This window comes from Rheinheimera tilapiae (assembly GCF_042432165.1).
GTDB classification, from domain to species: Bacteria; Pseudomonadota; Gammaproteobacteria; order Enterobacterales; family Alteromonadaceae; genus Pararheinheimera; species Pararheinheimera tilapiae.
The window spans coordinates 360132-384496 of sequence record NZ_JBHLXP010000003.1 but is presented as its reverse complement, the minus strand read 5'-3'; the positions used below and the strand labels follow the sequence as shown (position 1 = coordinate 384496).

Below are 24365 nucleotides of genomic sequence, written 5' to 3'. Positions count from 1 at the left end.
ACTGAAAATTGAACGCTTTGACCGGGTCAATCAATTGCTGGGATACAGCCATGCCAATCTGGTGCTGAGTCAAATCGCACGCCGGTTAAATCAGGCTGCCAGCCAGCATCAGGGCATCGTTGCGCTCAGTAGCACAGATGCCTGGGTGGCACACCTCGGTGGCGTCGATTTTTTGTTGCTGGTGGATCAACAAGGCAAACAACATCAGGCCGGGTATCTGGCGCATCAGCTGGAACATGAGATTGCCGAACCACTGTTACTGCGTGGCTGCGCGGTGGACTATCAGATCCTGTCGGGCATCAGTTGTTATCCGCAGCATGGAATTGATTTTGCTGAGCTGGTGGAAAAAGCGCATCTGGCGCTGCAGCAGCGGCAGGGCTCTGGTTACGATTCGCCGCTGTATCAGGTGGAAATGTCCGAGACGACACCGGATAAACTGGCGATGATGGCAGAGCTACAGCAGGCAATCGCTGCGCAGCAATTGCAGTTAGATGTACAACCTCAAGTGTTATTGCCTGATCGGCAGGTAGTGGCCGCAGAAGTATTGTTGCGTTGGGCTCATCCTGTGCATGGTTTGTTGGCACCCAAGCAGTTTATTCCGCTGGCAGAGAGTATGGGGCTGATGTTTCCGCTGACTTGCTGGGTGCTGCGTCAGACCGTGCAGATGCTGGCAACTCTGCAACAGGAAGGGATCCTGGTGCAGTTGGCGGTTAATATCAGTAGCAGCGATTTGTTACAAATCGAGTTGGTGGAACAAATTCAGCAATTGTTGCTGCAGTATCAGGTGAAACCCGGCCATCTGATCCTCGAACTGAAAGAAGAGGCGTTAATGGCGGACCCACAGACGGTGCTGCCCATGTTGCAACGCTTGAGGTCATTGGGCCTGACGCTGGTGCTGGATGATTTTGGCACTGGGTATACGTCGCTCGGTATGTTACGCGAGTTTCCGTTACAGCAAGTCAAAATCGATGCCCAGTTTATCAGTGGCATGCACAAGTCGGATGCGCAGGTGGCCATCACCGGCGCCATTATTGATCTGGCAAAAAATCTGAAACTTGATGTCGTCGCAGAAGGGGTCGAGGAGCAGGCTTGTGCTGAGAAACTGACGCGGATGGGCTGTCTGCGGGCACAAGGATTTTTATTCAGTCAGCCTTTTGCGCTCGCTGGATTGCCTGCTTGGATGCGGCAGCATCAGTTTAATAGTGGCGTCACCAGCCGGCCGGGTCTTCTGTGAGCCCGGCCGCTTTTCATTTTTGCTGTCTCGCCTGTAAAAATGCCAGCACTAACGCCGTCAGGATCTGACCGGCTTCATTGAAGCCAGCCTTGAGTCCGGCCGGATGTTGCGATGGTGCTGCTTCGGCCAGATGCAGATATCGCACCCGCGATAACTGCGCAAGCTGCCAGACATAACATTCAGCATCTGACACTGACACACCACAATTGGTATAGGCACTGACCGGCATGCCGCTGATACTGTCGGTATCCAGCTCGATACCGAGCGGTCGGTGCTCATCAGCACCGACAAACCGGATGGCCTGCAGAATGGCATCCTGTAACGTCAGCTGCCGGCGTTGCCAGATCTGCTGGTAACTGCAAAAAGCGGCGCCAGCCTGCTGCAATTGCGCCAAGGCCGCCTGTGAATTTTTCAATTCGTGCAGACCCAACACGAAATATTTGCGCAGCCAGCCGGCCTGATGCGCATAACTAAAGCCGTTGCCGCTGTGACGGCCTTCCAGCAGGCGGAAATCACAATGTGGATCCAGATTAATTGCATCTGCGCTTTGACCAGCATGCGCCGCTAATGCCTGTAAAATCGGCAGGGCGTTATTGTGGCCACCGCCGATAACAATCGGCACCAGACCTGAATCAAAACAGGCCCGTAACACGCTGCTGACGCGCAGATCCAGCTCGGCGCACAGTGCACGCAGCTGTGCCAGCTGACTGGCGTCGTTGCTGTCAAGACTCTGCGATTGTTGCTGCAGATCGGCGCAGGCTATGTTGCCTGCTAGCAACAGCTCGCCGGATTTGGCGAAGCCATTATCCTGTAAATTGATAAACCGGCTTAAAAAAGCGGCGAAACCTTGGTCTGCACCGCCATTACCCAGATTGGCACGGGGACCGATATCTTCCGGGATCCCCAGCAGCACATAGCGGCAGCCATGCTGTACCGCGCTTGCGAGCGCATCTTCCAGCGGTAATAACGGGTTCAGAAACTGCAAAGCGGCACCGAGCCGGGTTTCGCCGGCACGGTGTTGTTGCCAGACCGCCAAATCGGCGGCCTGCATCAGTTGTAAGTGATTACTCAATGTCCAGCGGCTCCGCGGACAGGATAATGCCGGTACTGTCGGCGTAAATGTGATCTTCCGGCAGGAAGGTCACGCCGGCAAAATTGACTGGCACGTCAGTTTCGCCAAACCCCTGATCATCAGCCCGCACCGGGATGGCGTTGACGGCCTGAATGCCCAGCTCAAAATCTTCCAGCGTATCAACATCGCGCACGCTGCCGTAGCAAATAATCCCTTCCCAACCGTTTTCAGAGGCCAGCGCCGCCAGTTCGGCATCAATCAGTGCCCGACGTGCTGACCCGCCACCATCAATTAACAACACCTTGCCAACACCTGGCTCCGCTAGCATCTGACGCACCAGACCATTGTCTTCAAAACATTTCACCGTATGGATCACACCACCAAAAGAGCGGCGACCGCCGTAGTTGGCAAAAATAGGCTCAACCACATCAATCATGTCGGCATACAGATCACATAATTCAGAAGTATTGTATTGCATGGTAATTCCCGCCTGTTGATCAATTGGTTAGGGGAACAGTATAAACGGATCTCCCCTAAGCTCAAGCATTCAACTTTGGCCGAATTCAATCGGGAATCACAGTGCAAAACCATTTCAGCTGTGTTAGTTTTTGCTTAATTTTGTCGATTCTGGTCTTACCCCTTGAGCTTTGAACTGACACTGGCCCGCATCTCGTTGTTCCTGATCCAGGCAGGACTAGCCTGCGCTATCAGTTTTATCCTGTGGTACTTTTATCGGATTTATCAGCGCCATTATCTGAAATCCTGGTCAGTCGCCTTTGCTTCTTTCGCTTTATTTTTACTGATGTTAACCGGCTACTCGTTGATAGTGCCACGGACAGACTGGTTATTCTGGCCGTCCCTTGTGCTTGAATTTGGCTATTTATTCTGCAGCTATGCTTTCGCCATTTTTATCCTGGTCGGGGTGCGTGAAGCGGTCAGTACGGAACGGATCTCCAGCCGGCTGGTGAATCAGTTGCTGCTGTTGGTCGCTGCGCTGGCATTTGTGTCCGTTGCGCTGTTTGTGACGGAAACCGAATCGTCGGTGTGGAAAACCACGGTCCAGCTGAATTTAAGATTACTGTTTATCGGTGCCGCGTTATTTGTTGGCGGGATTTGGTTGTTTGCTTTACCACACCGTATTCTGATATCCAAGCTGGTTGCTCTGTCCATTGTGCTTTGGGGCCTGTTGATGTTTGCCATGGCAATGTTGTCGGGCTGGCTCGGTGAAGGGCAGGCGCTTTTGCGTGTGATGCTCGTCAGTAAACATCTCGAATTGTTTTTCCAGACATTGTTGGGACTTGGGCTGGTGATCTGGTTACAGGATGACGAGCGCAGTACCAATCAACAGCTGACGGCGAAAACCCGCTATCTGGATACCCACGACCAGTTAACCGGTTGTTTAAACCGGGACGCCTTATTACAAGAGTTATCGGAGCTGATCCAACTACCGCAGCAACAGCCGTTGTTGCTGGTGATGTTAGGGCTGGACCGGTTTAAAACCATTAATGAGACGGTAGGTCTGAAGCAAGGCGACCGGATCCTGCGGGAGGTCACCCGGCGTTTTGATACCAGCATTCTAAAACCTCGGCTGGTCGGGCGTACTGGCGGCGATATATTTGCGCTGGTATTACAAGACATTCTGACCGACAAACAACGGCAATTCTGCCTGCACCACATCGAGCAATTGATTGAAAAACCGTTTAATTTTGATTCTGGTTTATTAAAACTGACCGCCACCATCGGTGTTGCACAGTTTCCGGAACACGCGGCCAGTGCCGAGTCGCTGCTGCAAAAAGCCAACATTGCGTTTCACCAAGCCAAGCGGCAGCAACAGCGCTGGATCCAATACCATCAGGGCATGGAAGAAGAAACAGCCCGGTTATTGATGCTGGAAAAGGAATTGCTGCAGGCGCTGGAACTGAATCAGTTTGTCTTGTACTACCAGCCACAATGGAATATCCGGGAGCAACGCATCGATGGTTTTGAAGCCTTGGTTCGCTGGCATCACCCTGAACGCGGCATCCTGATGCCGGGACAGTTTTTACCGCAAATGGAACAAATTGGCCTGATGCGTGATCTCGACATACAGCTGCTGGAACAGGCGGTGGAAACATTGGGTCGTTGGCGGAAAAAGCAGGTGCAGCTGTCAGTTGCCGTGAATATGTCGCCGATCCACTTTGAACAGGCCGGCCTGAAGCAACGGATCCAGCAGCTGTTACAGCAGTACGAAGTACCGCCGACCATGTTGGAGCTGGAGATCACCGAGAACACGGCCATGGGCGATATGGAGCAGGGCCGTAACTATGTAACGGAACTGCAGCAGATGGGGATCCGCGTATCGATTGACGACTTCGGCACCGGCTATTCCTCATTGGGTTACCTACGCCGGATGCCCATCGACAAAATCAAAATTGACCGCAGTTTTATCATGGATATGGCGAGCAGTGATTCCGACATGATGATCGTCAAAACCATGATCACACTGGCCCATGGCCTTGGCAAACGCATTCTGGCTGAAGGGGTCGAAGATCCCAATCAGTTGCTGTTGCTCAAACATATGGCCTGCGATGCGGCACAAGGCTATCTGATCGCAAAACCGTTGCCGGAAACGGATGCGCTGGCGCTGCTGCAACAAAAACTGTCGTTCTGAGCCTGCCACAGGCCTTGTCATATCGCTGTCATGGTGACTGGTTAGCCTGTTTGCAGGTAGCCACAGTGACCGGAGTGCGCCATGCACAGACAACGTTGGATAGAACTGGATCAGCGCTATTTTGCCCGTTTGTTTCTGGGGTTGGGACAAGGGCGTTTACGCCGGCTCAGTTACTGGGTATCGAAGTCGGCGGATGGTCCGGGCTATGCGCTGTTGGCGCTGTGGTTATACTGGCAGGGGGATGCTGTCGCTTTGCAGCTGGTCAGTGTGTTAGCACTAGCCTTTGCTATTGAATTACCGGCTTATTTGCTGCTGAAAAACCTGTTTCGCCGACAACGGCCAGCAGTGGCACTGGCCGGACAGATCCGCGCCCATATTGAACCTTCCGATCGCTTCAGCCTGCCGTCCGGTCATACCGCCGGCGCTTTTGTACTGGTCAGTTGTATCGCGGTATTAGCGCCAGCCTGGTTCCCGTTGGCGCTGTTATGGGGCTGCATGGTGGGAATGTCCCGCGTGTTGCTCGGTGTGCACTTTCCCGGTGATATTCTGGCGGGTATGTTGCTGGGTAGCTGCAGCGTTCTCTTTGCCATGCTCAGTCTTAGCTAACAAATTAAAATTTATCACTAAATCCTGCAATACAGATTTTCTTACCTATGCTTAGGCGTATCAGCATGCCAGCAGGAGGTTGGGAATGTTACGCAATCTGTCGATTAAAAACCGTTTAATGGTCAACAGTGTGGTGGTCGGTGCCGCTATGCTGGTGATGTTGTTATTACTGATTTTCCAGAACATGCAATTTACTGCTCTTGCAACGATTAATGTCGAGATTGCGGCATTAGAGCGGGATGTATTGGTGCTGCGCCGCCACGAAAAAGACTTTCTGATGCGCAAAGACTTAAGTTACAAGGATAAATTCGGCAAGACCATGCAAGAGCTCAATCAGGGACTGACTTTGCTGGAGCGGGATTTAACTGCACATGATATCGACACCAGCTCGTTAAAGAATTTCCGTCAACAAACCGCGCTGTATCAACAAAAGTTTGACTTGCTGGTCACTACAGCAGAGCAAGTTGGCTTAGATCCGCAGTCAGGTTTGTATGGCGCCTTGCGTGCTGCTGCACATCAACTGGAAGCAGAGTTTAAGCAGGTCAGTAATGACACCTTGATGGTCAGTCTGCTGCAAATGCGCCGCGCCGAAAAAGATTTTATGCTGCGTGCCGATTTGAAATATCTGGATAGTTTTAATGCGGAGTTCAGTCGGTTTAAATCTCTGTTAGACGGTCAGAATGCCAGCGCTGCATTACAAAGTGCCGCTGACAGCTATGCCGACGCCTATCGCAATTTGGTGTCAGGTAGCCAACAAATGGGCTTGAAACATGATCAAGGGATCATGGGAGACATGCGAAAAGCTGTGCATGAAACCGAATCCAGCCTGAAGGCGATGACCGACAAGGCCAATAATGCGTTAGAAAAAGCCTCCACCTCCTCACGCTATCTGGCGTTCACATTATTTTTTGTAGTGTTAGCCGTGGTCATCGTTCTGGTTTTGCTCACTTCACGCAGTATCCTGCAGCCGATCCAGAATGTCTGCCGTACCATTGGTGTGATCCGCAAAGATAATGATTTCCGCCAACGAGTAGCAGTCGAAGGTCGCGACGAGATGACGCTGTTGGCGCAGGACTTTAATGCGATGCTGTGTGACTTTCAGGATCTGGTCCGCAGCGTCAATCAGGCGCTGGAAATGCTGGATACTGCGACGGCGGAACTGGCGAAGTCTACGGCAGAAACCAGCCGCGGCATGGCGCAGCAGCAAATGGAAAGCGACATGGTTGCCACCGCTGTGACCGAGATGGGCGCGACTATTGAAGAAATCGCCGGTAACACCGAAAACACCGCGAATAAAGCCGATGCGACCAATCAGAACGCAGCAGAAGGCATGAAAGAAGTCGAGCAGACGGTCAGCCGGATCCGTGCATTGTCCGATGAATTACAGCAGGCAGCCACAGTCGTTGCCGAGTTGGAAAAAGATAGCACGACCATAGGTTCCGTCATCGATGTGATCCGGGGTATTGCTGAACAAACCAATTTATTGGCGTTGAACGCTGCAATCGAAGCGGCACGGGCCGGCGAGCAAGGTCGCGGTTTTGCCGTGGTTGCCGATGAAGTACGCAGCCTTGCACAGCGCACTGCTGAATCGACGCGGCAAATCGAACAAATCATTTCCAGCTTACAAGGCCGCACCAGGGCCATCGTCGCATCGATGCAGCAATGCCGGGAGCGCGGTCAAAGCGGCGCCGAACAAGCGGGGATGGCAAGCCGTCTCCTCAGTGCTATCACCGGTGATGTGACAAATATTATGGAGATGACCACACAAATTGCCACTGCCGTCGAAGAGCAAAGCCATGTGGCGGCTGAAGTGAATAAGAATGTTGTCCGGATCCGCGATATTTCCGAGCAATCGCTGAGGATCGCTGAACATAATGCACAAATCAGCGAAGAAGTCGCAGTGCAGGCGACACGCTTACATCAAACCGTCGATAGATTTAAGGCGTAACAGCAACGGTTTCGCAGCGGCATTAAACACCGCTGTGAAACCGGACCTCTAGTTTTGCGTCCCGCACGGCATTGGCGGCTTTGAGTCTGGCGAGATATTCCTGCCACAGCGTATCGCGTTGTTCGTGCAGCTGACGCAGATAACTCCAGCTGTACAATCCGCTATTGTGGCCGTCATCAAAGACCAGCCGCACGGCATACTGGCCGACCGGTAACATTTGCGTAATGCCGACATCGCGTTTATTCGCGACCAGCTGCGGCGTACCATGGCCGCGCACTTCCGCAGACGGCGACAACACGCGCAGCAGTTCTGCACTGAACTGCACCTGCAGGTCGTCGGCAAACCAGACATCCAGCAGTTTGCTGTGGCGATGGTAATGCAATTTGCTGACTTGCTGCATGGTGTGTCCTTATGATGCCTGCAAAGTTACAGAATAAACCGGCTTAAATCTTCATCCTGCACCAGTGCATCCAGGTGACCGTCGACATAAGCGGCATCCACTGTGACTTGCTGGCCCTGATGATCGGCGGCGTCAAATGACACGTCCTCGAGCAGCCGTTCCATTACGGTATACAAGCGGCGGGCACCGATATTTTCGGTGCGTTCATTGACCTGCCATGCCGCATTCGCAATACGTTTGATGCCATCGTTTGTAAACTGCAGCTGGACGCCTTCTGTTGCCAGCATCGCCACAGTTTGCTCGGTCAGCGAGGCTTTAGGTTCAGTCAGGATCCGCTCAAAATCTGCCGCGGTCAGCGGTTGCAGCTCTACCCGGATCGGCAAGCGGCCCTGCAGTTCTGGCACTAAATCTGACGGTTTGGCCAGCTGGAATGCACCGGAAGCGATAAACAGAATGTGGTCAGTTTTGACAATGCCATGTTTGGTATTGACGCTGCAGCCTTCAATCAACGGTAACAAATCCCGCTGCACACCTTCGCGTGATACGTCTGGCCCGTTGCTTTCGCCACGTTTGCAAATCTTGTCGATCTCATCGATAAAGACGATACCATTTTGCTCTACGGCTTCCAGCGCTTTGGCTTTAAGCTCTTCCGGATTGATTAGTTTGGCGGCCTCTTCATCAATCAGTTGCTTCAGGGCATCTTTGATCTTCAGTTTGCGTTTTTTTGTGCGCTCCTGACCAAGATTCTGAAACATCGACTGCAGTTGCTGAGTCATTTCTTCCATGCCCGGTGGCGCCATAATTTCAACGCCCATCGGGCCTGCGGCCAGATCCAGTTCGATTTCTTTCTCGTCGAGCTGACCTTCACGCAGTTTTTTACGGAAGATCTGCCGGGTATTGGAATCACTGTCGTTATTGTCTACTTCACCCCAGTTGTTGCGGGCGCGCGGCAGTAACACATCCAGGATCCGTTCCTCCGCTGCCTCTTCGGCGCGGAAGCGGTTCCGCACCACTTCCTGCTCACGCACCATTTTCACTGCGCTGTCGGTCAAATCGCGAATGATACTGTCGACTTCTTTGCCGACATAACCGACTTCGGTGAATTTGGTCGCTTCCACTTTGATAAATGGAGCATTAGCCAGTTTAGCCAGGCGCCGGGCAATTTCGGTTTTACCAACGCCGGTGGGGCCAATCATCAGAATATTTTTTGGCGTTACTTCCTGACGCAATGCTGGATCAAGCTGCATCCGGCGCCAGCGGTTACGCAGTGCAATAGCCACGGCGCGTTTGGCACCTTGCTGACCGATGATATGGCGGTCCAGTTCGTGGACGATTTCGCGGGGAGTCATTTCCGACATCAGATGGCCTTATTTTAATTCTTCAATCGTGTGGTGATGATTGGTGTAAATGCAGATATCACCGGCGATAGTCAGCGCTTTTTCGACAATAGCGCTGGCGGGCAATTCGGTATTGTTCAGTAACGCCGTGGCAGCTGCCTGTGCAAAAGGACCGCCGGAGCCAATGGCAATCAGATCCTGCTCTGGCTGGATCACATCGCCATTGCCGGTAATGATTAACGAACAGTTTGCATCGGCAACAGCTAACAGCGCCTCGAGCTTGCGCAACATCCGGTCGGTGCGCCAGTCTTTGGCCAGTTCTACCGCTGCACGCATCAGGTGGCCCTGGTGCAGTTCCAGCTTGGCTTCAAAACGTTCAAACAGCGTGAAAGCGTCCGCCGTACCACCGGCAAAACCAGCCAGTACCTTGCCGTGATAAAGCCGGCGCACTTTTTTCGCGTTGCCTTTCATCACGGTGTTACCGAGAGTGACCTGGCCGTCACCACCGAGCGCAACTTGGCCGTTGCGGCGTACAGAAACAATAGTGGTCATAACATCAATTCAAAGAGGACAGATAACGCAGATATGTGGGGCAGGGCCGCATTTTTCAAGCGTGCGGCCCGTGTTGGGATTTAGAGTACCCAGCAGTTGGCTATTTTTTGTTTCAGCAGTTTGTTTTTGTCGTTTTGGGCCTGACGTTTGCTGACATATGGGCCGGAGACTACCCGGTATTTACCGGAAGATTCGCGGATCTCGGAGCTGACACCGGCAAAAGCCATTTTGGCTTTTAATTGCTGAGCACCATCCATCGCTTTAAAAGTGCCACAAAACATATTGGCCGGCGCTTTGGTGGCAAGCTGATCGGCTTCTACCTGAATTTCTTTGGTTTGTAGCTCTTTGATATAGGTGTAAGGCTCTTTAGCTGGTTTCGGTGGCAATTCATCCAGCGGTTCTGGGGTTACTACCGCGGCTTTGGCCTGCTCAGCCGCAGCTTCTGCGCCGGGGCGGTGCGAGATATGCCATAAAAAAGCGCCAAATGCGATCAGCAATATGGTCACTACGCCTATCAGCAATACTGGTAGTGGTTTCTTTTCATTTGGTTTTTTCTTCGGACGCGGTGCTGGCCGGGCCGTTTTTACATAATCTTGATGAGGCATGCCAAATTCTTGCGGCGACAAATATGAGGGGATTGTACTGGATTTAGCGGCAAAAAAGTAAGGTTGAATTGCGCTTCTGCGTACTGTCGCCCGCAGTTTTTAGTTCAGATCAAGCGCATCGACATCCAGTTGCCATTTGATTTTGCGTGAAAGTGTAGTGCTGCAGCACTGGCTTAACACCAGATCCAGCGCCAGATGCAGTTGCCGGCGATCTCGGCAAAACAGCTGTAGTTGCCAGCGGAATTTACCGGCTTTTCGTTCCAATGGTGGCTTCAATGGGCCTAAATACTGCACTTGGGGGCATTCGGTCGCGATGAGCTGCTGCATACCGGTTAAAAATAACAGACCATCATTGCTGTCAAAAGATTCGGTACGAAACAGCGCCAGATGTTGATAAGGCGGCAAACGCGTTTGCTGACGCTCCAGCAAAGCGCTGCGGGCAAACGAGCTGTAACCATTCTGGATCACGTCCTGCAGCAACGGATGCCCCGGATAATGGGTTTGCAACAACACAGTGCCGGCTATATCACCACGCCCGGCGCGGCCTGCCACCTGGGTCAACAGCTGTGCCAGTTGCTCAGAGGCGCGAAAATCACTGGAATACAAGGCGCTGTCGACATCGACAATTACCACCAGACTGACTTTGGGAAAATGGTGACCTTTGGCTAGCATCTGAGTGCCAACAATAATGGCCGGCTGGCCCTGATTAATTTCCTCCAGCAAGGCTTCCAGACTGCCTTTACGCCGCGTGCTGTCACGATCGAGCCGGATCACAGGAAAGTCCGGGATCAGCTGTTGTAGCTGCTCTTCGAGCTGTTCAGTACCTTGCCCGACCGGCGCGAGCTGCGTGCTGCCGCAATGACCGCATTGATGCGGAACCGGCCGACTGGCGCCGCAATGGTGACATACCAGCTGACGGCTTTGTTTATGAAAAGTCGTAAAGGCAGCGCAGCGCTGGCATTCGGTCAGCCAGCCACATTCATGGCAGATCAGTGCTGGGGCAAAACCGCGGCGGTTTAAGAACAGCATCACTTGTTCACCGCGCTGCAACCGCTGTTTGATCTGAACGAGCGTGCCATCCGCCAGGCCATGTTTAAGCACTTGTTGTTTTAAATCCATCAGCTCAATTTTCGGCACTTTTTGGCTGGTTGCGCGCTCTGGCAATGGTAAATGGGCAAATTTGCCCTGCTGCACGTTATAGAGCGATTCAAGGCTGGGGGTGGCTGACCCCAGCACTATCGGGCAACTCGCCAGTGCTGCGCGCTTCACGGCAAGATCCCTGGCGTGATAGCGGAAGCCTTCCTGTTGCTTTAAAGAAGCATCATGTTCTTCATCAATGATCAGCAAGCCAAGCTGTAAAAATGGCAAAAACAGTGCTGAACGGGTACCGATCGTGATCGCGGCATCGCCACTCTGGCTGCGTTGCCAGGCCAGCAGTCGTTCCTGATCGGTCATGTTGGAATGCCAAATTTGCAAAGGCACGGCAAAACGTTTGGCAAAACGCGCCAGCGTCTGCGGTGTCAGGCCAATTTCCGGTACCAACACCAGCACTTGTTGGCCGCGCTGCAGCACCGGGCTGATACATTGCAGGTAGACTTCGGTTTTACCGGAGCCGGTAACACCTTCCAGCAAAAACCGACTAAAACTGCCGGCCGACTGATTGATGGCGCTGACTGCCAACGCCTGCGCCGGATTGAGCTGTAATGGTGTTTGCCGGTCAGGCTGTGGTACAAAGGGGCTAAATTCAATGGCTTGCCATGCTACCAAATCTTTTTCCAGCAAAGCTTTAATTTGCGGGCTTTCACCGACGAGTTCATCTTCACGGCAAGCGGCCTGTTGCAGGCGTTGCCACAGCGCCAGCTGGCGGGGGGCGCGTTGCAGCGCATCTGTTTTGAGACTGCTGCCTAGTGGAGTCAGTTGCAGCAACCGACCGTGTCCTGCCAAGACAGCCTTGCCTTCGCGCAACAGCGCCGGCAGCGCACTGACCAGGACTTCGCCGAGCGGATGATGGTAGTAATCTGCAGCAAAACTTAACAACTGTTTGATTTCATTGCCGAATAATGGCGTTTGATCCAGCACTTCCAACAGCGCTTTCAGTTTATCCGGATGGGCATTCTCCGGATCAAGTTGCCAGACAATGCCGATCAGCTCTCGCTTGCCAAACGGCACCCGCACCCGCACGCCAACCTGGACCTGCATACCCTCGGGCAACAAATAATCAAAATGCTGATGGAGCGGGACAGGCAGTGCGACGCGGACTCGGTTCAACAGGCAAGATCTCAGGGCCAGAATGTGGCAAAGTGTAGCGAGTCGGACTGACCCGCCACAATGCTTTTTTCAGTGCAGATCAGCAACCGCACTATTCCGCTGCTTTTTTCTGCAAAAACTGAAGAAAAAGTTGAACCGGCAGGTCGGATCTATTAAGCTACGCGCCCTAAATTAACTGAAATGCGTATGGTGTCTGACAGTGAGCTGATCAGATAGCGATACGGCCTAACGAGGTAAGCCATGAAACCAGGTATCCACCCGGAATACAAAGAAATCACTGCAACTTGTACTTGCGGTAATGCATTCAAAACCCGTTCAGCACTGTGCAAAGACATCCACTTGGACGTTTGCTCAGCTTGCCACCCGTTCTACACAGGTAAGCAAAAAGTTCTGGACGTAGGTGGTCGTGTTGACCGCTTCAAAAAACGTTTCGCAGTACTGGGCGCAAAATAATCCAGTCGCGTTACCGCAAAAAAGCACCTCCGGGTGCTTTTTTTGTGCCTGCGGTTCGCTGCATAATCTGTTTGCCGATTATTTGCCCACCGCCGAGTTAAATCCATTTTAATCTATTTTAAATCAATTACTTAACCTGCTGCTTTGTTACGGATTTGCATGTAAATTCATTCTGTCTGCACAAATATCTGCCAGTTCATGACAGGTTTTTGCATCTTTAAGCAAATCCCACCTACTGGTCTTACCTCTTATGATTTTGCCGCTTGGCACCACGCCCAAAAGTTGTTATAACAAGCCTGATGGCCAAAAAGTGCACAGACATTTTCCGCCGCTCCTCCACGTAAAAAGGCAACTATTGTGTTCACCGGCTGACTCTGGACAGAGGTACAACCAGCGTGAAGTCAATAGGCATGCCGCGTCAGGCTCTTTACAATGGGCCGCCTTTTGCGCTTACCCTCGCAAAAGTATTGGCAAATAACATAAAGCCCACAGGGCTAAGCCTCAGGACTCTTACCATGTCAGACTTCAGGAAAGCAGCGCTCGATTATCATGCCAAACCTACACCGGGCAAGATCGGCATTCAAATTACTAAACCGGCCGAGACGGTCAAAGACTTGGCGCTGGCCTACAGCCCGGGTGTCGCTGAACCGGTACGTGAAATCGCCGAAGACATCGATAATGTTTACAAGTACACAGGTAAAGGCAATCTGGTGGCAGTGATCACCAATGGCACCGCGATTTTAGGCCTTGGCAATTTGGGGCCGATGGCGTCTAAACCAGTGATGGAAGGTAAAGCGCTGTTGTTCAAGCGTTTTGCCAATCTGGATTCAATTGACATTGAAGTGACCCATCGCACCACTGAAGACTTTATCAATACAGTGGCGAATATCGCCGACACCTTTGGTGGTATTAACCTCGAAGACATCAAGTCGCCTGAGTGTTTTGAGATTGAAAAAGAGCTGATCAAACGCTGCAATATTCCGGTATTCCATGACGACCAACACGGTACCGCCATTGTCACTGCGGCCGGTTTGTTAAACGCGCTGGAAATTCAGGGCAAAGATATCCGGAAAGTCACCATCGTTTGTATGGGCGCCGGCGCTGCCGCTATCGCTTGTATGGAGCTGCTGATTAAATGCGGCGCCAAACGTGAATACATCTACATGCTGGACACCAAAGGCGTGATCCATACCCGCCGTGAAGATCTGAACAAATACAAAACTTTGTTTGCCAATAACACGGACAAACGGACGCTGGAAGACGCACTGGATGGCGCAGATGTCTTTATCGGTGTCTCCGGGCCTGATGCATTGCCACCGAAAGCGCTGAAGCTGATGGCGGCGAATCCGGTGATTTTTGCCTGCTCAAACCCTGATCCGGAAATTAAGCCAGAGCTGGCGCACGCCGAGCGTACAGACCTCATCATGGCGACCGGTCGTTCGGATTATCCGAACCAGGTTAATAACGTGTTGTGTTTCCCGTTTATTTTCCGCGGCGCTTTAGACGTGCGGGCCAGTGTGATTAACGATGAGATGAAGATTGCTGCTGTGCATGCGATCCGCGCCATCGCTAAAGAACCGGTGCCGGCGGAAGTGTTACAGGCCGCACAAGTCGCGAAACTCGAATTTGGCGCTGAATACATCATTCCAAAACCGATGGACCCGCGCTTGTTGCCGCGCGTTGCCAAAGCGGTGGCAGATGCGGCAGTAGCCTCAGGTGTTGCGCGTATTCCAATGCCAAAACACTATATGGAAAGCTGATTTTTTCGCTGCGATAAAAAGAAAAACCGCGGCGAGCCGCGGTTTTTTTATGCCTGTTGTTTGAATTTATTATCGACTCTTACTGCAACCTGTCGTTGTTAATTTTTCGGTTGCGTCGGTCTTTATTCTTCGTCTGATTCTGCTTCCTGAATATCCGGAATCGGTTTACCCATGCTGGTCAGGATATTGCGGACTTCGATCGGGATTTGATGCGGGTTATCTTTGCGTAAATCTTCATCGGCAGGCAGTGGCTGGCCGGTAAATGCATGCAAAAAAGCTTCGCATAATAATTCGCTGTTGGTGGCGTGGCGTAAGTTGTTGACCTGGCGGCGGGTACGCTCATCAGTTAAAACTTTTAATACATTCAGGGGGATGGAGACGGTGATTTTCTTCACCTGTTCTGATTTCTTGCCGTGTTCTGCATAGGGGTGAACGTATTCACCATTCCACTTTGCCATAGTTGTACCTTGATTTAATTATTTGTTGTGCGTTTTGGCCCGAAATTTTATCTCTTTATACGCGCATAAACAAACGCTGCGCAAGAAATAATCATGATAGACGTCTAAATGTTTTGACATCCTTTTTTGGCGCTGTATACTTTTAGCCGTCTAAACATCTAAAAGTATGAGGTTGATATGTCCACACGTCGCTCCGCCACAGTTGCAGCCCGCGCCGGTATCGCGCAGGACCCCGCTTATGGTGCGGTGACGCCGCCGATGTATCTGACCTCTACTTATGAATTACCGGCGTTTAAACAGCCGGGAAAATACGATTATTCGCGTTCGAATAACCCAACCCGTGACCTGCTCGGTGATGCTTTGTGCCAGCTGGAAGGCGGTGCTAAGGCTCTGGTGACCAATACCGGTATGTCGGCCTGTGTGCTGGCGCTGCAGGTGCTGACGCCGGACGATACCCTGGTGATCCCACACGATTGTTACGGTGGCAGCTACCGCTTATTCACCAATCTGGCCAATAAAAAACGCGCCTTTAAGTTAGTGATCGTCAATTTTCAGCAAGACAACTGGGCAGAACTAATCAGCGCCGCCTCGCCAAAACTGATTTGGCTGGAAACACCAAGTAATCCGCTGCTGCAAATCACTGACGTGCGTGCTGTGTGTGATCTGGCGAAAACGCTGCAGGCGCTGGTGCTGGTCGACAACACCTTTTTATCACCGGCACTGCAAAACCCGATCGCGCTCGGCGCGGATTTAGTGTTGCATTCCACCACTAAATATTTAAATGGCCACAGCGATATTGTCGGTGGCGCTTTGATTGTGAAAGACGCCGCATTGGGCGATGAATTGAAATGGTGGGCCAACTGCCTCGGCGTCACAGCCGGCGCTTTTGATTCCCATCTGACACTCCGTGGCATCCGCACTTTGTTACCGCGGATTAAAGCGCATCAGGAAAACGCTGCTTTGGTGGTGGACTACCTGCAACAGCAACCACTGGCCGGCAAGATTTATTATCCGGGCTTAAAAGATCATCCGGGCCATGCCATCGCCAAAGCGCAACAACATGGTTTTGGCGCCATGATCAGCTTTGATCTGGCGGCAGATGCCAAATACCTCGGTGTATTTTTCGAAGCATTAGAGTGCTTTACGCTGGCGCAATCGTTAGGTGGTATTGAAAGCCTCATTTGCCATCCCGGCACTATGACACATGCGTCGATGGACGCCGCCGCGCAAAAAACAGCGGGGATAGGCCCGACGTTAATCCGCTTGTCGGTCGGGATTGAAGATCCACGCGATTTGCTGGCCGATCTGGAGCAGGCATTTGCCGCCGTTGCTGCGGCAATCCGGGCAGATGGTGGCAACGCTGCAGCAGGCCATGACACTGCGCCGAGCGAAGTCAAACCAGCTCCTGTACAAAACGAACAACATTTCCGGCTGAATCCAGCCCTGGCCGCATTTTGGTAATGAACATGGCAGTACAACAACTTTCCGCAGAGGCCGACAAGGTCATCGTGCACAAATTCGGTGGCAGCAGCCTTGCCACCGCTGAACGTTTTCATGCAGTGGCAGACATTCTGCTGCAGCAACCGCAACAAAGTGCCTGGGTCGTCGTGTCGGCGCCAGGCGATACCACCGACCATTTGCTGGATCTGATCGCTGCAGCCGCAGATGCGGTCAGTTTTGATAGCCAATGGCAGCAACTGTCGGCGCAATTACGCTTGCTGGTCAATCGGACCTTAACTGCGCAAACTGCACCGCAGGCACTGAATACACTGAATAACTGGCTGGCGCAGTTACCTGCTTTGGTGCAGGCGGGTCAGCACAATGAAGTGTTAGCGACCGGCGAAAAATTGTCGGCCTTGTTGTTGAGTGCGGTTCTCACTGAACGTAATAAAGCGGCACAAGCTATTGATGCTCGTGACTTTTTACGCCTCGAGCTCCAACCGCTGGGCGATGCGCAAGTGCTTTGGCAGCAATCAGCTACCTTATTGGCGCCGCTGCAGCAAGCCGGTTTTAATGTTGTTACCGGCTTTATCGCCCGTGATACTCAGCACAACAGCATCACGTTGGGTCGCAACGGCAGTGACTATTCTGCGACGATAGTCGGCGCGCTGATCAAAGCCGATGCAGTACATATTTGGACTGATGTCGATGCGATTTACAGCGCAGACCCGCGTAAAGTGCCGTCAGCGCGCGCTTACCGCCAGGTGCCGTGGCCGCTGGCGATCCGGTTGGCAGAACTGGGCAATCCGGTGCTGCACGCTAAAACGTTAAACCCGTTGGCCCAGCATCCGGCAGAATTGATAGTGCGCAGCAGTTATGAACCTGACCAACCGGGTTGTCGTGTCAGCCGTCAGAGCGCCATTGAAGTGCAATTTGTCACAGATCTGGCCGATGCCGTGTTACTGACATTGCCGGCGCATTGTAAAGTCAGCCCGCAACAAGCGGCTGCAGCACTGCAGTTCCCGGTCTTTGCTGCGCCGGCAACCAATTGCAAACAATGGCTGGTGGCGCAAAAAAATCTGGAAGTGCTGCTGCAATTCCTCGGACAACAACAGATTTATCCACGCGTCAGCTCTGAACAATTTTATGCCGTTGCCTGGCTGAAACCGGCGGCACGGCAACAACGTCAGCTACCGCTGCAGGCGGCGCATTGGCTGGAACGCCAGCAACCTGTGCATAGTTTTCAGGATGACGAACTGGCACTCTGGCTGTTTAGTCCTGCGCTGACGGCCAACGAACTGACGGAACTCCACCAGTTGTTACTGCCGACCACAGTTCGGTTGAATATCGTGGTGGCAGGGACTGGCAATGTCGGTTCAGAATTCCTCAGCTTGTTAGCGAAACAGCAACAGACTTACGCCGGCCAGATTGAGTTGCGTCTCGCCGGGTTGTTTAACTCGCGCCAGGCGGTATTTAGCGACCAGATCGATGTTGCAGACTGGCAGCAGGCACTTGCTGTTGCCGCGCCTTATCAAAAGCAGGATCTGTTGGATTATTTGACTGGTTTACCGGATCCGAAAGTCTTGGTCGATATCACGCCGAGCCGCAGCTTTGCCGAAGATTACGTCGATATTGTCCGCACTGGCTGCCATTTAATCAGCGCCAATAAACAAGGCGTGACGCTGCCATTGCCGCAATATCAGCAGATCATCGCCACCGTTGCTGAGCAGCAGGTCAGCTGGCAGGCCAATACCACTTGTGGCGCCGGTTTACCGGTGCAGCGTTTGCTGCAGGAATTACAAAGCTCCGGTGATCAAATCCATCAAATCAGTGGCATTTTCTCCGGTACTCTGTCCTGGTTATTGTGCAAATACGACGGCAGTGCGCCTTTTTCCGAATTTGTGCTGCAGGCGCAGGCGGAAGGGTTGACTGAGCCGGATCCGCGCGATGATCTGTCCGGCAAAGATGTACAGCGTAAACTGCTGGTGTTAGCGCGTGAACTGGGGCTCAGTCTGGATATCAGCGACATCGCATTAACGCCGCTGCTGCCGGCCGGGTTGGATACGCTGAGCTGGGATGAATTCTGGGCGCGCCGTGCCGAACTCGACAATGCTCTTGCCGATACTTATGCCAGTGCTACAGCGGCCGGAAAGGTGCTGCGTTATGTCGCAACGCTTGCGGTAACACCACAAGGTCCGAAAGCCCGGGTCGAGCTGCTGACAGTGGCACCTGATCATCCGCTGGCGGCGATCCAGGCCTGCGACAATGTGTTTGTTATAGAAAGTGACTGGTATCAGGCTAATCCGCTGGTGCTAAAAGGGCCAGGCGCTGGTCGTCAGGTTACTGCCGGGGGGATCCACGCCGATCTGGCGATCCTGGCCCGTCAGCAAATTGCGGCTGCCAAGGCGGCGCGGCATAGTCAGGCACAAGCTGCGGCCTGGGCCAATCCGCGCGCCTGAGTACTACTCTGAAGTTTTTTAACAGACAAGACCCGGAATATTAGCCGGGTCTGTGTTTTAGCAGCTTGCGCTGCAAGGTACGTCGATGCATACCAAGCAGCCGCGCAGTTTGGCTGATATTGCCATCCTGCTGCGCCAACACCCGCTGAATATGCTCCCATTCCATCTGATCGGCCGACAATAAAGTCTCTTTGTCTTCATAACAAGGTTCACCCGTTACGGGCTGATTGGGCTCGCTGGTCAGTGCCTGCAATAACACCGCAAAATCAACAGGTTTAGTCAAATAGTCGTCGGCGCCAAGTTTGACCGCCTGCACTGCGGTGGCAATACTGGCAAAACCCGTCAGCAACAAAATACGGCAATTGGGCAGCGCTGCACGTAGTGGTGCGATGTAATTGAGGCCAGACGTATCACCAAAACGCAAATCAATCAGCCAGACGTCAGCTGCTGTCGCCAGCAGTTCTGCCAGTGGCGGTGGCGTGGTAAATGTCTGAACCTGATAACCGGCAGCCGTAAATCGCCGCTGCAAGGTTCGCAACAGGATCTCATCATCATCTAACAGAGTCAGTTTCATTGGACACCCTTTGCTGGGTAACGGATTTCGGTGATGAGGCCAACACCTTCTGCCCGACGCCTCAACACCTGGCCACCACAGCGTTCAATACTGCTGTTTGCCAAAAACTGGCCAAGACCGAGGCCTTCAGCACTGTCATACGGTGTTTTGCCCAAGGTTGCCAGCTGTTCTGCTGGTAACCCCTGGCCGAAGTCTCTGATTTGCATACTAAACTGCTGCTGGTGCTGGCTAATCCTGATATCGAGCCTCGGTTGCTGCTGAGCCAAACTGGCGTCCGCAGCATTATCCAGAATGTTGAATAGTGCGGCAGACCAGGCCAGCGCATCTGCGACCGGATTTTCGGTATGGTCGATGTGTTCTGTCAGCGTCAGACTGATCTCTGGCCGGCTCACCAGCCATAGTTTTAATGCCCGCTGTGCCACCCCGCAGAGTGCTTCTTTGGCTTGCGGCTGGCGCAGCTGCAGCGCGTTTTGCCGTAGTTGCTGGACAATACGCTGACAGCGGCGGACTTCCTCGCGTAGGTCAGCCAGCAGCGTGGGATCCGGCGGGGAGTCACTTAATTCGTCGGTCAACAAGGTCAGGTTTTGTAGCGGGGTTGCCAGGTCATGTGCTGCGTTTGCCGCATAAGTCGCGACAGCCAGCATCTGTTCCTGTTGAGATTGCTGTTGTTGCAACTGGTACAACTCCCGGCTTTTCTGTCGTACCAGTCGCGCCTGCGCACTGCCAAAAGCGGCAATAAAAAACGCCGACAAGGCAAAAGCCCAGGCCATTTGCCACAAATGCGAGCTGAATTGTTCTGGCATCATCTGGCTTTGCTCTGTGCCATCGATAAAAACCTGATGACTGCGGTGTGCGGCATGCGGGTCATAAATAAGTTGGCCGGTATTCGGATCAACCTGACTCAGTGGCAACAAGATCGCTAGTAGCAGATAACAAGTGACTGCCAGCGTCGCGGTCAGCAACGCGATGCGGCGAGGCAACAACACCGCACTGACTGCAACTGGCAATAACAACAAAGCAATCAGACCATTACTAGCACCACCGGACAAAGCCAGCATCAGGGTAAATAAGCTCAGATCGTACAGGATCGCCAATGCAAAAATACGCTGCGGGTGTTGTGCCGCGCCGGGCAGCCACACCAATGACAGGTTGGTACAGCCGTACAACGATAACAACAGCAGCATCAATGGCCAGCTGCTAATTGGATAATGAAAGATCCAGGCTGCCAGGGCGGCTAAATAAGCCGTGCCGACCAAGCCCCAACGGAATTTCTGTAATTGCTTGATTTGACTGTGAGGTTTTGACTCAGGGCTGAGCGGATCCTGCAGCATAAAGCGCTCTCAAAAAAAGCGGGCGCTTAGCGCCCGTTGCAAAAAACTGACAGGTTCAGACTACGCAGTCGGTCGTAAAAAGTCACGGTCCAATGCACGCTGTACTGAGTCAGCACTGACTATATCCGCTGTTTGCGCTTTGCGGCATGTGGCATTTTGCCGCAGCTGATGGATGAAGTGACAGAATCTTGACAGTTAACCGGCGGCAAAATGTGGCAAGCAGCCCCGGCAGCGGCGGAAAAATATCGCCGCTTGAGGTCGGATCTGTAGCCGGCTTTGGCGAATTGCTGATGGATCTTCCTGTGATTGTGTTTTATGTGGTTGAAATATAATGAAAAAACATATTTTATTTTGATGGTTTAGTAGCTGGCACTGACTTTGCAATTTCAATTTGCGCCCGCTGGATCTGCATGATCCGGGTCAGGGTACTTAGAATCCAAACCAAATAATCTTTACAATTAAAGGATTTACTCATCATGAAATTCAATGCAAAATCAAAACTGTTCGCAGCTCTGTTTCCAGTATCTAAACAAGAACAATCAGCAGAGCTGGTCGAGTTAAATTCAGCTGAACTGGCGCAAGTCAGCGGTGGCATTTCACTGAAATCGAACGATGGCGTTGTCAGCGCATTACATATCGGTGACAGCGACGGTCCAATCTGGATCAAAAACTAAAATTTGGACAAATGCAGGTTCTGTGAATCAGACATCAGACTTTCTAAAAAATACAGCCGCCACTTTGTTATGTATCATTGCAATGGCGGCTCCATTTTATCTGAATCATCAGCCCGACTTTGAGCGACTGATTTCTTTCGGTTCTATTGCCATCATTGCTTTGTTCAGTCTGCAACGCCGGCAGATCCTGCCGCTGCTGTTATTAATCGTCTTTATAAAGTTACTACAGTTCCCAATCTCTTATTTCCTTAAAACGCTGGATACTGCTCTGGTGTATTACCTATGTTCGGCACTGATAGATTTGGTGATGGCGTTTTGTATCGTGCATTATCATGATGATACGGCATTGCTGAAATTATTTCGGGCAAAAAGGCAGGGCTATGTTCCCCAGGTGTATTTGATGGCGCTGCTACTGGCGTTTTCATCGTTGATAGCCTGTTTGCAGGCGATGGAATATGTGATTTATACCATGGATCCATCCTTTTATGGCAAAAGCAAACCCTGGATTTATGAACATCAACATGCCATTAAATTGACTTTAAAAACTCTGTTCGAACTCAGTATCTGGGCTCTATTGCTCGATCCTAACCGCTGGAAAATTCTGCAGAAAATTCAAAACAAATTTCTGGCGCCGTGATTTTATTCCTACAATAGAGTTTTAGGGTTGTGAGGCTGTTTGATGTCGCACCGTGCTCATTTGTTTTCGTTGCGGATTTTTCATGCACTGCGTGAAGCAGCGGCGGAAGGGTATGGTTTTTCTGAGCTCGGTAAAGACATCCTGGCCGGTATTAGCGTCGGCATTATTGCCATCCCGTTGGCAATGGCGCTGGCCATCGCCTGTGGTGTGCCGCCGCAATATGGTTTGTACACGGCAATTATTGCCGGTTTTCTGATCCCACTCTGTGGCGGTTCGCGCTACAGCATCTCAGGCCCGACTGCGGCTTTTATCGTCATTTTATATCCGGTCGTGCAAAAGTACGGTCTTGGCGGCTTATTGCTCGCCACTATGCTGTCCGGCGGTATTTTGGTGGCAATGGCGGTGCTGCGGCTCGGCCGGTTTATCCAATACATCCCGGAAGCGGTGACCTTAGGCTTCACCGCTGGCATTGCCGTGGTGATTGCGACCTTGCAGTTGCGCGATTTGTTCGGACTTAGCGTTGATGTGATGCCGGAACATTATCTGGAGAAGCTACAGGTGCTGCTAAAAGCGGCAGACACTGCACATTGGCCAGCGATGCTGGTCGCAGCCATCACGTTATGGCTGATGTTGCTGTGGCCTAAGCTCGGCAGCCGTATTCCGCCGCATTTACCTGCAGTGATCACTGCCACTTTATTGGCGCTTGCGCTCAATCACTTCGGTTATCCGGTCGAAACCATCGGCAGTCGTTTTCATTACACTGCGGCCGACGGTTCTGTTGCTGCCGGCATTCCGGATATGTTGCCGAGCCTGCAATGGCCCTGGTTATTACCGGGGGCGGACGGACAACCGTTGCAGTGGAGTTCTGAGCTGGTCAAAGACTTATTAACGGCGGCTTTTGCTATGGCGATGCTCGGCGCTATTGAATCGCTGCTCTGTGCCATGGTGTTGGACGGTATGACAGGCCGGCGTCATAGTGCCAATAGTGAATTGCTGGGACAAGGTATTGGCAATATCGTCGCGCCATTTTTTGGTGGGATGACCGCCACCGCAGCATTGGCGCGCTCCGCAGCGAACGTGCGGGCAGGGGCTGTTTCGCCAGTGTCCGGTATGGTCCATGCCGGTGTCGTGTTACTGGCTTTGTTTGCTTTAGCGCCGGTACTCAGTTACCTGCCATTAGCTGGGATGGCTGCATTGTTGTTGGTCGTGGCCTGGAACATGAGTGAGGCACCCAAAGCGCTGCATCTGATCAACACAGCACCGCGTAGCGACGTGCTGGTGTTCGCGGTTTGTTTCTCTTTCACCGTGTTATTTGACATGGTGATCGCCATCAGTTGCGGCATTATCATCGCGGCACTGTTGTTTGTACGCGAAGTCGCCGAAATGACCAAGGTGTCGGACGTGACTGAAAATCCAAGGCTGGTGAGTGAAAAACTAGCGCCGCGGCATAAAGTATTTCGCATCAGCGGGCCGTTGTTTTTCGCTGCGGCAGATCGGGTTTTTGCTGAACTGGCGGTGTTATGCAAAGAGCAGCAACAGGTGGTGATCCTGATGGATGGTGTCACGCTGCTCGACGCCGGTGGGCTTGCTGCCTTTGATAAGTTCCTCACGGCAACGTCGCAGTATCAATGCCATGTGATGTTAGTTGATTTGCAATTTCAGGTGTTAAAAACGCTGGCCAAAGCCAAAGTCCGGCCCATTGACGGTTTGTTATCTTTTTATCCTACCCTGGCAGACGCGCTGCGGCTGATACCAAAACGGGACACGGACTATCTGGCCGGTTTCAGTGCGCTCGACAACCCGGGCCTGTAACAGGCCCGGCTGGCAGCCGCTTTGCCGTCTGCTAAATTTTCATATTCATGCAGTCTGTACTCTGCGACAATAGCAGTCATGGCGTGCCGGGCCTT

21 protein-coding genes are annotated in these 24365 nt (G+C 52.3%); 11 read left to right on the top strand and 10 right to left on the bottom strand.

Translation table 11 applies throughout. From position 1 onward, the window contains the following. Positions 1-1234: EAL domain-containing protein (locus ACFFJP_RS12630; protein WP_377244423.1), on the top strand; the 1234-nt coding region annotated here is incomplete at its 5' end. Between the two features lie 13 nt (positions 1235-1247). On the opposite strand, the gene ACFFJP_RS12625 is transcribed toward ACFFJP_RS12630, so the two are convergent. Both ACFFJP_RS12625 and rraA read right to left on the bottom strand, forming a co-directional pair. After that, positions 1248-2306 carry a formimidoylglutamase gene (locus ACFFJP_RS12625; RefSeq protein WP_377244421.1) on the bottom strand — a complete coding sequence of 353 codons (1059 nt, stop codon included), beginning with the start codon at positions 2304-2306 and terminating at the stop codon, positions 1248-1250. Continuing rightward, the gene (gene rraA / locus ACFFJP_RS12620; protein ID WP_208931979.1) at positions 2299-2784 is read right to left on the bottom strand and encodes a ribonuclease E activity regulator RraA; all 486 of its coding nucleotides are present in this window, start codon (positions 2782-2784) and stop codon (positions 2299-2301) included. The genes ACFFJP_RS12625 and rraA overlap by 8 nt, the downstream gene beginning before the upstream one ends. Before the next feature lie 162 nt (positions 2785-2946). Between rraA and ACFFJP_RS12615 the strand changes: the two genes are divergently transcribed. From ACFFJP_RS12615 to ACFFJP_RS12605, 3 genes are all read left to right on the top strand, one after another. Further along, positions 2947-4956, top strand: coding sequence for a putative bifunctional diguanylate cyclase/phosphodiesterase (locus tag ACFFJP_RS12615; RefSeq protein ID WP_377244418.1), 2010 nt, complete (start codon positions 2947-2949; stop codon positions 4954-4956). 81 nt (positions 4957-5037) lie between these two features. Continuing rightward, positions 5038-5562, top strand: a complete 525-nt coding sequence (locus ACFFJP_RS12610; RefSeq protein ID WP_377244415.1) for a phosphatase PAP2 family protein — start codon at positions 5038-5040, stop codon at positions 5560-5562. An 85-nt stretch (positions 5563-5647) separates the two neighbouring features. After that, complete coding sequence (locus ACFFJP_RS12605; protein ID WP_377244412.1) at positions 5648-7510, top strand: methyl-accepting chemotaxis protein; 1863 nt, start codon at positions 5648-5650, stop codon at positions 7508-7510. Positions 7511-7532: 22 nt separating this feature from the next. Here ACFFJP_RS12605 and ACFFJP_RS12600 read toward each other — a convergent pair whose 3' ends face one another. The 5 genes from ACFFJP_RS12600 to priA all read right to left on the bottom strand — a co-directional run bounded on the left by ACFFJP_RS12600 (position 7533) and on the right by priA (position 12672). Further along, a complete protein-coding gene (locus ACFFJP_RS12600) occupies positions 7533-7910 on the bottom strand; it encodes a gamma-butyrobetaine hydroxylase family protein (RefSeq protein ID WP_377244409.1) in 378 nt (125 codons plus the stop codon). Between the two features lie 26 nt (positions 7911-7936). Then, entirely contained in the window at positions 7937-9268 is a 1332-nt protein-coding gene (gene hslU, locus ACFFJP_RS12595; protein WP_377244406.1) for an ATP-dependent protease ATPase subunit HslU, read from the bottom strand. A 9-nt stretch (positions 9269-9277) separates the two neighbouring features. After that, positions 9278-9799 (bottom strand): ATP-dependent protease subunit HslV, encoded by a 522-nt coding sequence (hslV, locus tag ACFFJP_RS12590; RefSeq protein ID WP_208931973.1) that lies wholly within the window; start codon positions 9797-9799, stop codon positions 9278-9280. A gap of 80 nt (positions 9800-9879) precedes the next feature. Further along, entirely contained in the window at positions 9880-10404 is a 525-nt protein-coding gene (locus ACFFJP_RS12585) for an SPOR domain-containing protein (RefSeq protein ID WP_377244403.1), read from the bottom strand. A gap of 99 nt (positions 10405-10503) precedes the next feature. Beyond that, positions 10504-12672, bottom strand: coding sequence for a primosomal protein N' (gene priA, locus ACFFJP_RS12580; protein WP_377244400.1), 2169 nt, complete (start codon positions 12670-12672; stop codon positions 10504-10506). Positions 12673-12912: 240 nt separating this feature from the next. On the opposite strand from priA, the gene rpmE reads away from it, so the two are divergent. Then, positions 12913-13125: a 50S ribosomal protein L31 gene (gene rpmE, locus ACFFJP_RS12575; RefSeq protein WP_208931970.1), complete on the top strand. Its 213-nt coding sequence runs from the start codon at positions 12913-12915 to the stop codon at positions 13123-13125. A gap of 515 nt (positions 13126-13640) precedes the next feature. Then, on the top strand, positions 13641-14885 hold the full coding sequence (locus ACFFJP_RS12570) for a malic enzyme-like NAD(P)-binding protein (protein ID WP_377244396.1): 1245 nt from the start codon (positions 13641-13643) through the stop codon (positions 14883-14885). A 122-nt stretch (positions 14886-15007) separates the two neighbouring features. Here the strand turns inward: ACFFJP_RS12570 and metJ are convergent, their stop codons facing one another. Further along, positions 15008-15343 (bottom strand): met regulon transcriptional regulator MetJ, encoded by a 336-nt coding sequence (gene metJ / locus ACFFJP_RS12565; protein ID WP_031567174.1) that lies wholly within the window; start codon positions 15341-15343, stop codon positions 15008-15010. 177 nt (positions 15344-15520) lie between these two features. Between metJ and metB the strand changes: the two genes are divergently transcribed. Both metB and metL read left to right on the top strand, forming a co-directional pair. Beyond that, on the top strand, positions 15521-16804 hold the full coding sequence (metB, locus tag ACFFJP_RS12560) for a cystathionine gamma-synthase (protein WP_377244392.1): 1284 nt from the start codon (positions 15521-15523) through the stop codon (positions 16802-16804). 5 nt (positions 16805-16809) lie between these two features. Further along, complete coding sequence (metL, locus tag ACFFJP_RS12555; RefSeq protein WP_377244389.1) at positions 16810-19242, top strand: bifunctional aspartate kinase/homoserine dehydrogenase II; 2433 nt, start codon at positions 16810-16812, stop codon at positions 19240-19242. 40 nt (positions 19243-19282) lie between these two features. Here metL and ACFFJP_RS12550 read toward each other — a convergent pair whose 3' ends face one another. Both ACFFJP_RS12550 and ACFFJP_RS12545 read right to left on the bottom strand, forming a co-directional pair. Further along, positions 19283-19816 carry a response regulator transcription factor gene (locus tag ACFFJP_RS12550; RefSeq protein WP_377244386.1) on the bottom strand — a complete coding sequence of 178 codons (534 nt, stop codon included), beginning with the start codon at positions 19814-19816 and terminating at the stop codon, positions 19283-19285. After that, positions 19813-21147 carry a HAMP domain-containing histidine kinase gene (locus ACFFJP_RS12545; RefSeq protein ID WP_377244383.1) on the bottom strand — a complete coding sequence of 445 codons (1335 nt, stop codon included), beginning with the start codon at positions 21145-21147 and terminating at the stop codon, positions 19813-19815. The genes ACFFJP_RS12550 and ACFFJP_RS12545 overlap by 4 nt, the downstream gene beginning before the upstream one ends. A 476-nt stretch (positions 21148-21623) precedes the next feature. Between ACFFJP_RS12545 and ACFFJP_RS12540 the strand changes: the two genes are divergently transcribed. The 3 genes from ACFFJP_RS12540 to dauA are packed head-to-tail and all read left to right on the top strand — an operon-like array spanning position 21624 to position 24270. Beyond that, positions 21624-21821 (top strand): hypothetical protein, encoded by a 198-nt coding sequence (locus ACFFJP_RS12540; protein ID WP_377244380.1) that lies wholly within the window; start codon positions 21624-21626, stop codon positions 21819-21821. Between the two features lie 22 nt (positions 21822-21843). After that, positions 21844-22458, top strand: coding sequence for a hypothetical protein (locus ACFFJP_RS12535; protein ID WP_377244377.1), 615 nt, complete (start codon positions 21844-21846; stop codon positions 22456-22458). Positions 22459-22500: 42 nt separating this feature from the next. Then, on the top strand, positions 22501-24270 hold the full coding sequence (gene dauA, locus ACFFJP_RS12530) for a C4-dicarboxylic acid transporter DauA (protein ID WP_377244374.1): 1770 nt from the start codon (positions 22501-22503) through the stop codon (positions 24268-24270). Positions 24271-24365 lie beyond the last annotated feature (95 nt).

Bases quoted from the DNA above. Each gene is read 5' to 3' on its own strand.
- ACFFJP_RS12570 (WP_377244396.1), top strand. From the start codon at position 13,641: ATGTCAGACTTCAGGAAAGCAGCGCTCGATTATCATGCCAAACCTACA.
- hslU (WP_377244406.1), bottom strand. From the start codon at position 9,268: ATGTCGGAAATGACTCCCCGCGAAATCGTCCACGAACTGGACCGCCAT.
- ACFFJP_RS12550 (WP_377244386.1), bottom strand. From the start codon at position 19,816: ATGAAACTGACTCTGTTAGATGATGATGAGATCCTGTTGCGAACCTTG.
- metL (WP_377244389.1), top strand. From the start codon at position 16,810: ATGGCAGTACAACAACTTTCCGCAGAGGCCGACAAGGTCATCGTGCAC.
- ACFFJP_RS12540 (WP_377244380.1), top strand. From the start codon at position 21,624: ATGAAATTCAATGCAAAATCAAAACTGTTCGCAGCTCTGTTTCCAGTA.
- rraA (WP_208931979.1), bottom strand. From the start codon at position 2,784: ATGCAATACAATACTTCTGAATTATGTGATCTGTATGCCGACATGATT.
- metB (WP_377244392.1), top strand. From the start codon at position 15,521: ATGTCCACACGTCGCTCCGCCACAGTTGCAGCCCGCGCCGGTATCGCG.
- ACFFJP_RS12610 (WP_377244415.1), top strand. From the start codon at position 5,038: ATGCACAGACAACGTTGGATAGAACTGGATCAGCGCTATTTTGCCCGT.
- rpmE (WP_208931970.1), top strand. From the start codon at position 12,913: ATGAAACCAGGTATCCACCCGGAATACAAAGAAATCACTGCAACTTGT.
- hslV (WP_208931973.1), bottom strand. From the start codon at position 9,799: ATGACCACTATTGTTTCTGTACGCCGCAACGGCCAAGTTGCGCTCGGT.
- metJ (WP_031567174.1), bottom strand. From the start codon at position 15,343: ATGGCAAAGTGGAATGGTGAATACGTTCACCCCTATGCAGAACACGGC.
- dauA (WP_377244374.1), top strand. From the start codon at position 22,501: ATGTCGCACCGTGCTCATTTGTTTTCGTTGCGGATTTTTCATGCACTG.
- ACFFJP_RS12605 (WP_377244412.1), top strand. From the start codon at position 5,648: ATGTTACGCAATCTGTCGATTAAAAACCGTTTAATGGTCAACAGTGTG.
- ACFFJP_RS12545 (WP_377244383.1), bottom strand. From the start codon at position 21,147: ATGCTGCAGGATCCGCTCAGCCCTGAGTCAAAACCTCACAGTCAAATC.
- ACFFJP_RS12600 (WP_377244409.1), bottom strand. From the start codon at position 7,910: ATGCAGCAAGTCAGCAAATTGCATTACCATCGCCACAGCAAACTGCTG.
- ACFFJP_RS12585 (WP_377244403.1), bottom strand. From the start codon at position 10,404: ATGCCTCATCAAGATTATGTAAAAACGGCCCGGCCAGCACCGCGTCCG.